Raw genomic sequence first — 14,520 nt, 5'->3', positions numbered from 1 at the left:
GTCCATCCGGTGAGACCTGCGCCGGCTGCCTTATGTCTGGTTTGCCGCGCGCAAGCCGGGCGTCCCGAGGCCGCGGTCCGGCAGGTCAAGTGCCGGCGGCAGTTCGATTGCCCGCGCAATGAGACGCGCATTCCTTGCGCATGAGATACCGCGGATGTTCGCGGCCGGCCGGATTTCAGAATTGAAACCTCGATTTCGTATGTGAGCCGATACGGGGCCGGGTTTCGCGTCGGGACACCGTCCATCAACGCCGTCCGTTCGATATTCGATGTGGCCTGCTTTTTGCATTAATGGAGCGACATGACCGGTCTTTCCGGATGAAACGAACCGGACCGGCGACCGGCTTGGGAGCCGCTCCCTTATTTCCGGCTGGTCGGCTGAATACCATTCGTCGTCGCGACGGTTATAGCCACAGTCGTGCGATATGGCGAACATGTTGGCTGGCGAAAGCCGGGACGATGCAACCGCGAATGACCGATGCAAGGCCTGCATGCCGCCCAGCGAAGCAACCGGGCGGCGGACGGCGCATCGGCGAGTTCAATTCAACTTTTCACTATCCATGGCTGCCGTGACGCCTACCCCCATCCAGTCCATCCTGATCGCGAACCGCTCGGAAATCTCGATTCGCGTGATGCGTGCCGCCGCCGAGCTGAACATCCGCACGGTGGCGATCTATTCGAAGGAAGACCGTCTCGCGCTGCATCGCTTCAAGGCGGACGAAAGCTACCTGATCGGCGAAGGCAGGAAGCCGCTCGCCGCGTATCTGGACATCGACGACATCCTGCGCGTCGCGCGGCAGGCCAACGTCGACGCGATCCATCCCGGCTACGGCTTCCTGTCCGAGAACCCCGACTTCGCGCAGGCCGTGATCGATGCCGGCATTCGCTGGATCGGCCCGTCGCCGGACGTGATGCGCACGCTCGGCAACAAGGTGGCCGCGCGCAACGCGGCGATCGCGGCCGGCGTGCCGGTGATGCCCGCGACCGCGCCGCTGCCGGACGATCTCGCGGCATGCAAGGCGCTGGCCGAGGAAGTCGGCTATCCGCTGATGCTGAAGGCGAGCTGGGGCGGCGGCGGACGCGGGATGCGCGTGCTCGAAAGCGCGCAGGACCTCGAGACCCTGCTGCCTGTCGCGCGCCGCGAGGCGCTGGCCGCGTTCGGCAACGATGAGGTGTATGTCGAGAAGCTCGTGCGCAATGCGCGGCACGTCGAGGTGCAGGTGCTCGGCGATACGCACGGCACGGTCGTGCATCTGTACGAGCGCGACTGCACGGTGCAGCGGCGCAACCAGAAGGTCGTCGAACGCGCGCCGGCGCCGTATCTCGATCACGAAGGTCGCGCCGAACTCTGCGAAGCGGCATTGCGCCTCATGCGCGCGGTCGGCTATACGCATGCCGGCACCGTCGAGTTCCTGATGGACGCCGACACCGGCCAGTTCTACTTCATCGAAGTGAACCCGCGCATCCAGGTCGAGCACACGGTGACCGAGATGGTCACCGGGATCGACATCGTGAAGGCGCAGATCCGCATCACGGAAGGCGGGCGGATTGGTCTGGCCGACGATGTCATTGATGGCGCGGGCACGCTCGTCGAACGTGCGGCCGGCGTGCCGGAACAGCAGGCGATTCCGCTGAACGGCAACGCGCTGCAATGCCGGATCACGACCGAGGATCCGGAGAACGATTTCCTGCCCGACTACGGGCGACTCACTGCCTACCGCAGCGCGGCCGGCTTCGGCGTGCGCCTCGATGCCGGCACCGCGTATGGCGGCGCGGTGATCACGCCGTACTACGACTCGCTGCTCGTCAAGGTGACGACGTGGGCACCGACGGCGGCCGAATCGATTCACCGGATGGATCGCGCACTGCGCGAGTTCCGGATTCGCGGTGTCACGTCGAACCTGCAGTTCCTCGAGAACGTGATCAACCACCCGGCCTTCATCGCGGGCGACGCGACGACACGCTTCATCGACAAGACGCCGGAGCTGCTCGCATTCGCGAAGCGCGGCGATCGCGCGACGAAGCTGCTGCGCTATCTCGGCGAGCTGAACGTGAACGGCAACGCCGAGATGAGCGGCCGCACGCTGCCGGCGCTGCCGTTGTCGAAACCCGTGCTGCCGAAGATCGATACGGCCGTGGCGATCCCGGCCGGCACACGCGATCGCTTGCGTGAGCTTGGCCCCGAGAAGTTCGCGAACTGGATGCTCGACCAGAAGCAGGTGCTGCTGACCGACACGACGATGCGCGACGCTCACCAGTCGCTGTTCGCGACGCGCATGCGCACGGCCGACATGCTGCCGATCGCGCCGTTCTACGCGCGCGAGCTGTCGCAACTGTTCTCGCTCGAATGCTGGGGCGGCGCGACCTTCGACGTCGCGCTGCGCTTCCTGAAGGAAGACCCGTGGGAACGGCTCGCGCTGCTGCGCGAGCGCGTGCCGAACATCCTGTTCCAGATGCTGCTGCGCGGCTCGAACGCGGTCGGCTACACGAACTACGCGGACAACGTCGTGCGCTTCTTCGTGCAGCAGGCCGCCAGTGCCGGCGTCGACGTGTTCCGCGTGTTCGATTCGCTGAACTGGGTGCGCAACATGCGCGTGGCGATCGACGCGGTGGGCGAGAGCGGGATGCTCTGCGAAGGCGCGATCTGCTACACCGGCGACCTGTTCGACACGTCGCGTTCGAAGTACGACCTCAAGTATTACGTCGGCATCGCGCGCGAGCTGCAGCAGGCCGGCGTGCATGTGCTCGGCATCAAGGACATGGCCGGAATCTGCAGGCCGCGGGCAGTCGCGGCGCTCGTGAAGGCGCTCAAGGAGGAAACCGGGCTGCCGGTGCATTTCCATACGCACGACACGAGCGGCATCGCCGCGGCGTCGGTGCTCGCGGCGGTCGAGGCAGGCTGCGACGCGGTGGACGGCGCGCTCGACGCGATGAGCGGCCTCACGTCGCAGCCGAACCTGTCGAGCATCGCGGCCGCACTGGCCGGCAGCGAACGCGATCCGGGGCTTGATCAGGATCGCCTGCACGAAGCGTCGATGTACTGGGAGGGCGTGCGTCGCTACTATGCGCCGTTCGAATCGGAGATTCGCGCGGGCACGGCCGACGTCTACCGTCACGAGATGCCCGGCGGCCAGTACACGAACCTGCGCGAGCAGGCGCGCTCGCTCGGCATCGATCATCGCTGGACCGAGGTGTCGCGCGCGTATGCGGACGTGAACCATCTGTTCGGCGACATCGTGAAGGTCACGCCGACGTCGAAGGTGGTCGGCGACATGGCGCTGATGATGGTCGCGAACGACCTGAGCGTGGACGACGTACGCAACCCGGACAAGGACCTCGCGTTCCCCGAGTCGGTCGTGTCGCTGTTCAAGGGCGAGCTGGGCTTCCCGCCGGACGGCTTCCCGGCGGACCTGTCGCGCAAGGTGCTCAAGAGCGAGCCGCCGGCGCCGTATCGTCCCGGCGACCAGATTCCGCCGGTCGATCTCGACACGGTGCGCAAGCAGGCCGAGGCCGCGTGCGAGCAGCCGCTCGACGACCGGCAACTGGCGTCCTACCTGATGTATCCGAAGCAGACGGTCGACTATTACGCGCACGTTCGCGCGTACAGCGACACGTCGGTCGTGCCGACGTCGGCGTTCCTGTATGGCCTGCAGCCGCAGGAGGAAGTGGCGATCGACATCGAGCCGGGCAAGACGCTGCTGGTGTCGCTGCAGGGCCAGCACGCCGATGCGCAGGACGGCATCGTGAAGGTGCTGTTCGAGCTGAACGGCCAGTCGCGTTCCGCGCTGGTCGAGCAGAAGACGGTCGTGCAGGCGGGCAAGGAGCGCCATGGCCTGCAGCGTGCCGATCCGGCGAATCCGCTGCATGTCGCCGCGCCGATGCCGGGCTCGGTGGTGACGGTGGCCGTGCAGCCGGGCCAGCGCGTGACGGCCGGCACGACGCTGATCGCGCTTGAGGCAATGAAGATGGAAACGCACATCGCGGCGGAGCGTGACTGCGAGATCGCGGCCGTGCACGTGAAGGTCGGCGAGCGGGTCGCGGCGAAGGATCTGCTGATCGAGTTGAAAGACCCGACGCAATGAGTCCTGGCGTGAGCGGTTGTCCGTGCTGACCGTGGCGGGGATCGTGGCGGGAACGCCACCCGCCCGGGCGGCGGGCGAACTGTCCGGGGACGGCTGCCTGCACATCGTCAGCCGCTGACGCGCAGGCAGCCTGGTTGCCGCCGGGTCGGTACGCCGCGTCGCCGCTCCGCTCGTCACTGACGATCACCACCACGGTGCTCGTACCCAGCCGCGTCGCGCCGGCCTCGCGAGCGCGGTCGCGCACGCCGCCGGATGCCTTTACGCCGAGCGCGGGGCCGACCGTGAGGCGCATCAGCGCGACGTCCGCGAGCGTCGCGCCACCGTGACCGAAGCCGGTCGACGTCTTCACGAACGCGACGCCGAGCTCACGGCACATCTCGCACACGCGCACCTTCTCGTCGTCGGCGAGCAACCCCGTTTCGAGGATCACCTTGAGCGGCACCGTGTCGCATGCGCGGTGCACGGCGTCGATGTCGGCCTTCACGTCGTCGGCGCGGCCGCTCTTCAGCGCGCCGAGGTTGATCACCATGTCGATCTCGCGCGCGCCCACCGCGATCGCGGCCGGCGCCTCGAACGACTTCGCGGCGGACAGGCCCGCGCCGAGCGGGAAGCCGACCACCGCACAGACGCGCACGCCGGTGCCGGCCAGCGCGCGCGCGGCGAGCGGCACGTTCGCCGAATTCACGCAGACCGAGTAGAAGCGATGCTCGGCCGCCTGGCGGCAGAGTTCGCGGATCTGCGCGTCGCTCGCGTCGGGCGCGAGCAGCGTGTGATCGATGGTTTGGGCGAGCTGGGCGTTGGAAAGCGGCATGTGTCGGGACTCCACGGGGCGTGAGCCGGACAGGCACACGGAAAGTTGATGTTTTCACATCGGTTTATTACGCGTTGCCGCCCAGCCTGACCGGCTGGCTCGTGCAATACGGCGGCGGCCATGCGAGCGCGTTCGTGCTCGCGGGTGCGTCGGCGCTCGCCGGTGCGGTGATCCCGACGTGCGCGGTGCGGGCGCGGGCCGTCGTGCGGATGCGCGGGGCCGTCTGACGAACCGGCACGTCCGCGCGTATCGCAGTCACGCGTACATGCGGATCAGCGCGTCGAGATTGCGTTGCGCGAGCGGCGTGAGCGGCGCGAACTCCACCGAATGAAACAGCGAATCCTGCTCGCGCAGATGGTCGAGCGCGTGCTTGCGGCCGATGCGGAATGCCGTCGACGGCGCGTCGGGATCCTGCGCCCATTCGCGTGCGATCGCGCGGTCGTATTCGCGAAGCCGGTCGGGTGCGGCCGCGAGGATCGCGAGATCGGCATCGAGAAAAATCCGCCCGGCGCGTAGCACGTCCGGATCGGAGCCAAACGTGTCGGGCAGCCGGTGCGACTTCGTCGCGAGCACCAGTGCGTGTGCGATGGACACGTGCGCTGCGTGCGCATGTCGCCACGATTCGGTGCAGTGCGCGTGCACGATCTGCGTGAGCGATTGCGCGCTGCGCGCTTCGTTTTCCGCGTAGTCCGGCAGCGTCGTCGTGTAGACGCTGTCGTGCGCCCAGACGGCGAGTTCGATCGCCGGCCAAAGCGGTTCGGCGCGATAGGGCGCGAGATGCCCGAACAACTCGGCCAGGTGCGCGAGCGTGTGGTAGAAGCGCTGCGGCTCGCCATACGCACGCTCGACGAGCGGCCAGACAGCGGCCGTGCCGTAGCACGCGTCGCAGGAGGCGCGCAGCGTGCGCGCGACATCGGCGGTCAGGTCGTTCATGTCGGCGATCGACTCGGGCGGGCGATGCGCGCAGCATAGCAAACTCAGCCGCGCGGATTACGGAACCACCGCGGCCGGGCGCGCGGTGAGCGCGCACACGCTGGCCAATGCGCGCGGCGTGATGCTGAAGGTCGTCACGTACGGCGGCATGTGCGCGCGGGAAGCCGAGCACTTTCCCGATTCGCCGGACCATCCGTCGTTCCCGACGACCGTGCTCAAGCCGGAGGAGACGCTGCACGCGGTGACGGTGTGGAAGGCGGGCGCGCGGTGAGGGCATGCAGGCGCAGCGGGGCGGGACGCGTCAATGCGACGACACGAACACCGCATCCTCGAACGCCGCCGGAATCGCGAACTGCGCGCGCATGCGCTTCGTCTCCTGCGCGGGCGTCAGCCCGAACAGCCGCTTGAATTCCCGGCTGAACTGCGACTGGCTCGCATAGCCGACCGCATGGCCGGCCGCCTCCGCCGTCAGGTCCTGGCGCACCATCAACAGGCGCGCCTGATGCAGCCGCGTCGATTTCAGGTACTGCATCGGCGACACCTGCGTGATCGCCCTGAAGTGGCTGTGGAAGCTCGGCACGCTCATGCCGGCTTCCCCGGCCAGTTGCGTCACGTCGAGCGCTTGCGCGTAGCCGGCGTGGATCAGGCGCAGCGAACGGCCGATCCGGCCGAACTGGCCGCGCATCGCCAGCGCGTTCCTCATCGCGCTGCCCTGCGCGCCGGTGAGCACGCGGAAATACAGTTCGCGCAGCAATCCGGTGCCGAGCACCGCCGCTTCGAGCGGCCGATGCATCGCCTCGACGAAACGCAGCACGCTCGCCTGCATTGCGTCGTCCATCGGCGTCGACATCATGCTCCTCGGCGCCTGCACGGATTCGGCGATGCCTTCGCGATCGATCCGCTCGGCCAGTTCGGCCGCCATCGGGAAATCGAGGTGCAGATACAGCGCGAGCAGCGGGTGCTCCGCCGTTGCGTCGGTTTCCATGCTGAACGGCACGGGCACCGACACGGCCAGATAGTGGGCCTCGTCGTACAGATAGCGCTCGCCGCCGAAATAGCCGCGCTTGCGGCCCTGGCACACGATCACGATGCCCGGGTCGTACAGGACCGGCGTGCGCGACAGCGCACGGTTCGAACGCAGGATACGCACGCTCGGCAGCGCGGTCAGGTTGTAGCCTTCGTCCGGCGCCAACGCGAGCAGCAACGCGATCAGGCGTTGGCGGCCGCGCGCGGGCAGCGACGGCGATCGAGCCGGGGAGGGCGTGGCGCTCATAGTTTTGTGCAAGAAAATCAGCGGAATCGGGCTTATTCGGCGTAGTCCGTCAGACTAGTATGCACGCTTCGATCGACATTCGGGAGAAGCTCACATGGCATCCGGCAACATCATGCTCATCACCGGCGTCAGCAGCGGCTTCGGCCGCGCGCTCGCACAGGAGGCGCTGGCCGCGGGTCACACGGTGGTCGGCACCGTGAGAAGTGAAAAGGCCAGGCGGGCGTTCGAAGCGCTGTCCCCGCATGCGGCCATCGGGCGCGTGCTCGACGTGACCGATTTCGAACGCATCGACGGCGTCGTCGCGGACGTCGAGGCGAGCGTCGGCCCCGTCGGCGTGCTGGTGAACAATGCCGGCTACGGGCACGAAGGCATCATGGAGGAGTCGCCGCTGTCGGAGATGCGCCGGCAGTTCGACGTGAACGTATTCGGCGCCGTCGCGATGATGAAGGCCGTCGTGCCGTTCATGCGCGAACGCCGGCGCGGCCGCATTCTGAACATCACGTCGATGGGCGGCCACATCACGATGCCCGGCATCGCGTATTACTGCGGCAGCAAGTTCGCGCTGGAAGGGATTTCCGACACGCTCGGCCAGGAACTCGCGCCGTTCGGCATCACGGTGACGGCCGTCGCGCCGGGCTCGTTCCGCACCGACTGGGCCGGCCGCTCGATGACGCGCACGCCGCGCTCGATCGCCGATTACGACGCGATCTTCGATCCGATCCGCCAGGCGCGCGAGGAGAAGAGCGGCCGGCAACCGGGCGATCCTGCCAAGGCCGCGCGCGCGATGCTCTCGGTCATGGCGGCGGACCATCCGCCGGCCCATCTGTTGCTCGGCAGCGACGCGCTTCGGCTCGTGCGCGCCAGATGGGCGGCGCTGGAAGAAGACCTGCGCGCGTGGGAGGCGGTGACCGTGTCGACGGACGGCTGACGCGCGGTCGCTTGCGCGCGGCAAGCTACGGTTCGTCGAGTTGCACGCGAGCGCGGTGAATCGTTGTTCGATCGAACGATCACGCCTCGGGACGCGAGCAAACCGCCTCGAGGTTGTGCCCGTCCGGACCGATGACGAAAGCGGCATAGTAGTTCGCGTGATACTGCGGGCGCAGGCCGGGTGCGCCGTTGTCCTGGCCGCCGGCTGCCAGCGCCGCACGGTGGAACGCGTCGACTTGCGCGCGCGTGTCGGCCGCGAAGGCGAGGTGAAGATGGGCCGGCTGCTCGTCGGTCTGGAACAGGCACAGCGTCGGCTTGCCCGGCGCGCCCAGTTCGACGCCGTAGGTCGGCACGCCTTCGCCGAGGACCGCTACGCCGAGCGGTTCGAGTGCGCGGAGAAAGAACGCCTTGCTCGCGGCATAGTCGCTGACGCCGAATTTGACGTGGTCGAACATGAGGGTCCCTGGAGTGAGTGGGGCTGCACGACGGATCCGACGCGATATTGCCACACGTCGCCGTGGCCCGCCGGGCGCGATGCAGGTCGGCATGTAATCGGCGTCATGACACGGTCGCCGTTTTCCGCTACAACGGGAGGTGCTGCGTCGACCGACGCGGTGTGCCACCGCGCCGCAGTTCGTCACCGACACCCGCCCGGGCGATCGGCCGGCACGCGATGTTCACTGACCCAAAAGGAGCTTGCAGCCATGCCGTACATCACCACGAAGGACAACGTCGACATCTTCTACAAGGACTGGGGCCCGAAGGATGCACAGCCGATCATGTTCCACCATGGCTGGCCGCTGTCCTCCGACGACTGGGATACCCAGATGCTGTTCTTCGTTCAGAAGGGCTACCGCGTGATCGCGCACGATCGCCGCGGTCACGGCCGGTCGGCGCAGGTTTCCGACGGCCATGACATGGACCACTATGCGGCGGACGCGTTCGCGGTGGCCGAAGCGCTCGACCTGCGCAACGCGGTCCATGTCGGCCACTCGACCGGCGGCGGCGAAGTCGCGCGCTACGTGGCGCGGCACGGCGAGCCGGCCGGCCGCGTCGCGAAGGCGGTGCTGGTCAGCGCGGTGCCGCCGCTGATGCTGAAGACGGACGCGAACCCGGAAGGCCTGCCGCTCGACGTGTTTGATGGTTTCCGCAAGGCGCTCGCCGACAATCGCGCGCAGTTCTTCCTGGACGTGCCGTCCGGCCCGTTCTACGGCTTCAACCGGCCCGGCGCGGTGGTGCACCCGGGCGTGATCCAGAACTGGTGGCGCCAGGGCATGATCGGCAGCGCGAAGGCGCACTACGAAGGCATCAAGGCCTTCTCGGAAACGGACCAGACCGAAGACCTGCGGTCGATCTCGGTGCCGACGCTCGTGCTGCACGGCGAGGACGACCAGATCGTGCCGATCGCGGATTCCGCGCTGAAGTCGGTCAAGCTGCTGAAGAACGGCACGCTGAAGACGTATCCGGGTTATTCGCACGGGATGCTGACGATCAACGCGGACGTGCTGAACGCCGACCTGCTGGCTTTCGTGCAGGCGTAACGGTGCAACGGTAGCGGCGCATGCCCGCTTTCGCGGGCTGCGCCGCCATTGCGCGGGCGGGATTGCGGCCGCCGCGTTGCCGCCCGCTAGTCGTTGCGCAGGAACACGACGTAGCCGCGGAACCACGGATTCGCCGCGAGGTACGGCGGCGCGTCCCACTCGCCGCCCTGGATCACGCCGATGCGAAACGGCAGTCGCAGCCGCGCGACGCGCGGCAGGTAGGCCGCATAGTCGGGGATCGTGCTGCGCCCCTGATAGGTCTGCACGACCACTTCGTCGACGATCCCCCGGAGCTGGTTGACCTGGTCGGTATCGATGCGGCTGCTCCAGTCGAGCAGCCCCGTGATGCTCAGCCGGCAATCGGCGGGCAGGGTCTCGCGCAGCGTGCGCAGGAATTCGAGGTAATCCTGCAGGTGGCGCGTGCGCGCGTCGAAGTCGATCTGGATGCCGGTGATCGTGCGGCCGGACGCGCGCCAGCGCTCGAGCTGCGCGAGCATGATCTGCGTGACGCGCGGCGTCCAGTGCAGCGTATGCGCACGATAGACGAGCCACACGCGAGCGTGCGGCGCGGGCGGCAGCGCGACGCCCTGCGCGATGACGCGTACCTGCGACTCGTCCCGCGGCGCGGCTTCGATCTGCCCCTGCAGCACGTAGACGGCGCGCGCGCCGCTGACGACCGGCTGCGGCTTCACGCCGGCCCACAGCCAGAACGCGTCGTATTGCGCGGGATCGACGGTGCCGGCCAGCGCGACGCGGCCGGCCAGCAGCAGCGCGAGACACGCGATGCGCTTCACGCGGCGCTCACCAGTAGTAGCGAAGCTTCTGCGCCCACGGGCTGCCCGGATAGGCGGTCTTCAGCGTGTCGAACCAGCGCTTGCGCGTGTTCTTCGGCACGTCCTTGCCGCCGCATTCGTTATAGCCGGCCGGCGCATGGCACTTGATCGCACGGTAGAGCGCGTACGCGCGGTCGTTCGGGTCTGCCTGCGCATCGGCGATCACCGTCACGTAGCTCGACATCCGCTCGTACGGCTTGCCCCCGAACTGCGACGGCGCGCCGCCGAGCGTCGGCGGCACGCGCGTGGCGGCCGCCGCCGACGCGTTGCGCACCCACGGCGGTACCGTGTCGTTTTCGAGGCCGGACGCGGGCGGATGAAGGCGCACGAAATCGGCGAGGCAGTTCAGCCCTTTCGGATCGCCGGGATGCTGCTGCAGCGCCGCGGCGAGGTCGCGCGCGGACGGGCACACGTAGCCGTCCTCGTTCCTGGCGCCGGATGCGACGAACGGTTTCAACGGAGCGGCGGGCGCGCCGGACACCAGCGCGGTATCGGCGATGAACTCGGCGTAGTGCGAGCGCGTGAGTTCCTTGTACAGCAGCGCGTACAGCGCGGTGTCGCGCAGCGCGCCGCCGGTCGCCTGGTTTTGCGCCTGCGTGCGCAGCAGGTCCGCATCGGCCGTGCGCTGCAGCAGGACGGCCCGGATCGCGGCGTTCTGCACCGGCGAATCGTCGGCGAACACGTCGTTGACGCGCCCGGCCTGCTCCAGATTGATCGCGAGCGCGAGTTCCAGCGCCTCGCGCTGGAAGCGGAATTTCGCGAGCGGGATCAGGTCGCGCCACAGCTGGCGGGCCTTGTCGCCCTGGCCGCTATCCTCCAGCGCGAACGCGCGCAGCGCCTGCTGGCTCAGGCCGAAGTAGTCGAGCGGCACGGCGGGCGTCTGCGGCAGCAACGCGAGCGCGGCGTCCGGCTGGTGCCCGATCTGGACATGCCAGGTCGCGAGCAGGTAGTCGTGCAGCGCAGGCGCGTTCGCGAAGCGCGGTTTCTGCGCCTGCAGATCGTCCAGCGTCAGCGGCTTGCCGCGGCTCGAGTCGCTGCTGTCCGACGTGCGCATGCGCAGCAGGTCGACGGTCGCGAGCACGGTCGGCGACTGGATCTGGCGCGCGTCGAGTTCCGACCCGAACAGCAGCTTGCTGTCGAGTTCGTTCGCCAGTTGCATCAGCGGCACGTTCGACGTCGCCGGCGACCAGCGCGCGAGCGCGTGGCCGTAGAGGTCGGCCTGCTGCGCGACGTTCCCGCCGAGCCACGCGACCCGCCGCAACAGCCCCGTTGCGGAAACCGCATAGCGCCCCTGCGGATACACCTTCAGGTAGGTGCGAAACACGGTGTTCGAGGCGTCGAGCGACACCTTCGTCACGCGCGCGCGCGACGGCGTCGGGCTGTCGTTGTCGAATGCATTGGCCTGCGCGGCGTTCAGTTGCGCGCGCCCGGCCATATAGAGGCCGGTTTCCTTCAGCCACGGGTTCGTGCTGTGCGATGCGCTCGCGAAGGCCCGGGTCGCGGTGAGGAAGTCGGCGCGGTAGAACGCATTCGTGCCGTCGAGATACGCGGCGAACTGCTGGCCGAGCGGCGACTTGACCGGCGGCTTCGTCCATGCGGCGCTCGCGCCGCCCGCGGCACAGGTCTTCTGCGCGATGTCGGTGCGCGCCGCGCGCAGGCGTGCGGCTTCGTCGGCGGGAAGGCCGCCGGCGCCGCCCAGTGCGTCGTTGAATGCGTCCGCGCCCGAGTCCATGCTGCGGCAGATGCTGCCTTCGCCGTCGGCATACCGGTTCGACGGCGCGTCGGCATCCGATGCGCCGCCGGTCTTGTCGGGCTCCTTCTGGCCGATATGGATCCACCCGGAAAAATCCATCGGGAACGGCACGATGATCTGGTTGATCCGGTCTTTCGCCGGGATGGTCTTCGGGTCCGGAAACACCTGCGCGACCTTGCCGCTGTCGACCATCATCAGCATCGCGTTGATGCGCGTGTCGTTGGCGGGGCTCAGCATCGGCACGTTGCCGCACGAGTACGTGCTTTGCCGGAGCGTGGGCGGCACGTTGCAGCTGTCGTCCGAGCTGGCGCGGGCGGCGGGTTGGCAAAGCAGGCTGGCCGCCAGTGCGGCGAGCAGGTTTCGGTGCAGCGTCGGGTTTCTCGGCATTTTTTCTTGTGCTGGGGTGGGGCCGCGACGGCCGGGTCTCTCAGGGGGCATTTCGTCCCGGCGCGTATCGTACCTCACGAGCCGCGTCGGTAGCCGGCGCACGCAGGCCGGCCCGTCGCGCCGCTCGCCGGTCCGGCGAAACGGAAGTCCACTCAGTGCAGACGCAATGCCACCTTGAATCCGGCGTGCATGAATTAAGATGCAGCCGGCAGTGACGGACACCCGGCGATAGACGACATGCCGTCGTCTTCGCCGTCCGACGGGGGAGGTCTGCAGAAGGCGGCGTTCGCGTCGATCCGCCCGACGGAATCGATCGTGACGGGGGCGTGAAACGGCGCCGCTTTCCATGCCTGTTCAATAGTATTGCTAATCAATCGGCCGATCGATGTCATGCGTCGTTTCGGCGAACGGCAGACGAGCGCATGCCGGAAAAAGAAAACGAGAGGATTCCGATGAAACCCATTACATGGATGATCATGTCAGCCGCTCTCGCGCTGACCGCATGCGGCGGCGATGACGTCGCCACGACCGGCGGCGGGTCGTTGTCGACGCCGGGCAATCCCGGTGCGCCGTCCGGTACGACATCGCCCGGCGGCGGTTCGAGCGGCGGCCCGACGGGCGGCGGAACCGCGCAGCCGCAGGCCGGCTGGTCGACGGCCGTCGCGGTGGACGGCAAGGGACCGGAAGGCGACCCCAGCGTGACGATCGACGCGAGCGGCAATGCGCTCGCAACCTGGATGACCTACGGCCCGGCCGGCGCGAACGGCAACGAAATGTGGGGCGCGCGCCATGTCCCGGGCGCGGGCTGGGGAAGCGCGACGCGGCTCGACACGAGCGACGGTTCGCATTCGATGAACGGGCTGACCGGGGTTCAGCCGCAACTGGTCGGCAACGCGAGCGGACAGGCGGTCGCGTTCTGGACCGAATGGATGCCGGGCCCCAACACGTATGCGCTGTGGGCACGCCCGTACAGCCCGGGTAGCGGATGGGGCGCGGCGTTCGAGCTGGCGCCGGACATGAGCGGGTCGTCCTATACGGCCGGGATCGACAGCCAGGGCAACGCGCTCGTCGCATGGACGCAGTCGATCAGCCTGCTCGATACGCGCATCGCATGGACGCGCTATACGCAGGCGGGGCAGTGGTCGCCGACGGCGCTGATCCAGATGCCGGTGCAGACCGGGCCGGGTGCGGTGACCGGCGATACCGACAACGTGAGGCCGATGATTGCGGTCCTGTCATCCGGCCGCGCGGTGCTCGCGTGGCGGCAGACCAACCACACGCAGTCGGCGCTGTGGACGGCCACGTACGACGCGACCAACGGCTGGACCGACGTCAACCAGGCCGTATCGAACACGAGCCTGTTCACGACGATCATCTCGCCGGTGGCCGGCATGGACGCGAAGGGCAACATCACGCTGGTCTGGGGGCAAATGGACGTGACGGGCGGGCAGATCCTCACGACCACGATGTCGCAACGCTACGTATCCGGCACCGGGTGGCAGCCCACGCAGCCCGTGGCGCCGGCGATCGCGGAGCCTACGGGGTTCATCGCGACGCCGATGCTGACCGTCAACGAAAACGGCGTGGCCGCCGCGATGTGGGCGCAAGGCGGCGCCGTCCTGCTGGCGAGCGTGTCCGACGCCAGCGGCAACTGGGGGCCGCTGCAGCGGCTGACGGAACACCTGAACGGGGCGGCCGCGCAGTACCCGCCGCTGGTGATCGACGCGGCCGGCAATGTGACGGCCGCATGGCAGGACACGGGTTTGCCGGGCGGGTCGGCCGTCATCGCGGCCCGCTACCGGAGCGGTGCGTGGAGCGCGTCGACGGTGGCGCCACAGAGCGCGTCGTGGCCGGCGCTGGCCGTCAACGCGGCGGGGTCGATGGCGCTCGTCTGGCAATCGTATGTCGCGAGTATCGGCAGCCAGCTGCAGTCCAGTTTTTATACCCCGGGCTCGTAATCGCGTGGCGCGGCAAACCGAAG

11 protein-coding genes and 1 pseudogene are annotated in these 14,520 nt (G+C 68.2%); 6 read left to right on the top strand and 6 right to left on the bottom strand.

Going from position 1 to position 14,520, the window contains the following annotated elements; translation table 11 throughout:
* Window positions 1-559: 559 nt before the first annotated feature.
* Window positions 560-4,081: a pyruvate carboxylase gene (locus DIE22_RS33250; RefSeq protein WP_124607056.1), complete on the top strand. Its 3,522-nt coding sequence runs from the start codon at window positions 560-562 to the stop codon at window positions 4,079-4,081.
* Between the two features lie 148 nt (window positions 4,082-4,229).
* On the opposite strand, the pseudogene deoC reads toward DIE22_RS33250, so the two are convergent.
* Window positions 4,230-4,892, bottom strand: a pseudogene (deoC, locus tag DIE22_RS33245) (deoxyribose-phosphate aldolase); the annotation flags it as partial.
* Between the two features lie 74 nt (window positions 4,893-4,966).
* On the opposite strand from deoC, the gene DIE22_RS33240 reads away from it, so the two are divergent.
* Window positions 4,967-5,119: a hypothetical protein gene (locus tag DIE22_RS33240; RefSeq protein ID WP_260426825.1), complete on the top strand. Its 153-nt coding sequence runs from the start codon at window positions 4,967-4,969 to the stop codon at window positions 5,117-5,119.
* A 28-nt stretch (window positions 5,120-5,147) separates the two neighbouring features.
* On the opposite strand, the gene DIE22_RS33235 is transcribed toward DIE22_RS33240, so the two are convergent.
* The gene (locus DIE22_RS33235) at window positions 5,148-5,825 is read right to left on the bottom strand and encodes a hypothetical protein (protein WP_124607055.1); all 678 of its coding nucleotides are present in this window, start codon (window positions 5,823-5,825) and stop codon (window positions 5,148-5,150) included.
* Between DIE22_RS33235 and DIE22_RS33230 the strand changes: the two genes are divergently transcribed.
* Window positions 5,824-6,096: a hypothetical protein gene (locus tag DIE22_RS33230; RefSeq protein ID WP_124607054.1), complete on the top strand. Its 273-nt coding sequence runs from the start codon at window positions 5,824-5,826 to the stop codon at window positions 6,094-6,096. The two genes, DIE22_RS33235 and DIE22_RS33230, sit on opposite strands and share 2 nt — an antisense overlap.
* A gap of 30 nt (window positions 6,097-6,126) precedes the next feature.
* Here DIE22_RS33230 and DIE22_RS33225 read toward each other — a convergent pair whose 3' ends face one another.
* Window positions 6,127-7,098 carry an AraC family transcriptional regulator gene (locus tag DIE22_RS33225; protein WP_124607053.1) on the bottom strand — a complete coding sequence of 324 codons (972 nt, stop codon included), beginning with the start codon at window positions 7,096-7,098 and terminating at the stop codon, window positions 6,127-6,129.
* Window positions 7,099-7,192: 94 nt separating this feature from the next.
* Between DIE22_RS33225 and DIE22_RS33220 the strand changes: the two genes are divergently transcribed.
* A complete protein-coding gene (locus DIE22_RS33220; protein WP_124607052.1) occupies window positions 7,193-8,026 on the top strand; it encodes an oxidoreductase in 834 nt (277 codons plus the stop codon).
* Between the two features lie 79 nt (window positions 8,027-8,105).
* On the opposite strand, the gene DIE22_RS33215 is transcribed toward DIE22_RS33220, so the two are convergent.
* Entirely contained in the window at window positions 8,106-8,480 is a 375-nt protein-coding gene (locus tag DIE22_RS33215; protein ID WP_124607051.1) for a VOC family protein, read from the bottom strand.
* A gap of 249 nt (window positions 8,481-8,729) precedes the next feature.
* On the opposite strand from DIE22_RS33215, the gene DIE22_RS33210 reads away from it, so the two are divergent.
* Entirely contained in the window at window positions 8,730-9,566 is an 837-nt protein-coding gene (locus tag DIE22_RS33210; protein ID WP_124607050.1) for an alpha/beta fold hydrolase, read from the top strand.
* A gap of 86 nt (window positions 9,567-9,652) precedes the next feature.
* On the opposite strand, the gene DIE22_RS33205 is transcribed toward DIE22_RS33210, so the two are convergent.
* Together DIE22_RS33205 and DIE22_RS33200 are read right to left on the bottom strand one after the other, a co-directional pair.
* Window positions 9,653-10,360 (bottom strand): DUF3142 domain-containing protein, encoded by a 708-nt coding sequence (locus tag DIE22_RS33205; protein WP_124499289.1) that lies wholly within the window; start codon window positions 10,358-10,360, stop codon window positions 9,653-9,655.
* A 7-nt stretch (window positions 10,361-10,367) separates the two neighbouring features.
* Entirely contained in the window at window positions 10,368-12,539 is a 2,172-nt protein-coding gene (locus DIE22_RS33200) for a hypothetical protein (protein WP_124607049.1), read from the bottom strand.
* Window positions 12,540-12,991: 452 nt separating this feature from the next.
* Here DIE22_RS33200 and DIE22_RS33195 point away from each other — a divergent pair, with 452 nt between their 5' ends.
* Window positions 12,992-14,497, top strand: coding sequence for a hypothetical protein (locus DIE22_RS33195; RefSeq protein WP_124607048.1), 1,506 nt, complete (start codon window positions 12,992-12,994; stop codon window positions 14,495-14,497).
* Window positions 14,498-14,520: the final 23 nt, after the last annotated feature.

This window comes from Burkholderia sp. Bp9142 (genome assembly GCF_003853415.1).
In the GTDB taxonomy this organism is placed as follows: domain Bacteria; phylum Pseudomonadota; class Gammaproteobacteria; order Burkholderiales; family Burkholderiaceae; genus Burkholderia.
This window is presented reverse-complemented; position numbering and strand designations above follow the sequence as displayed.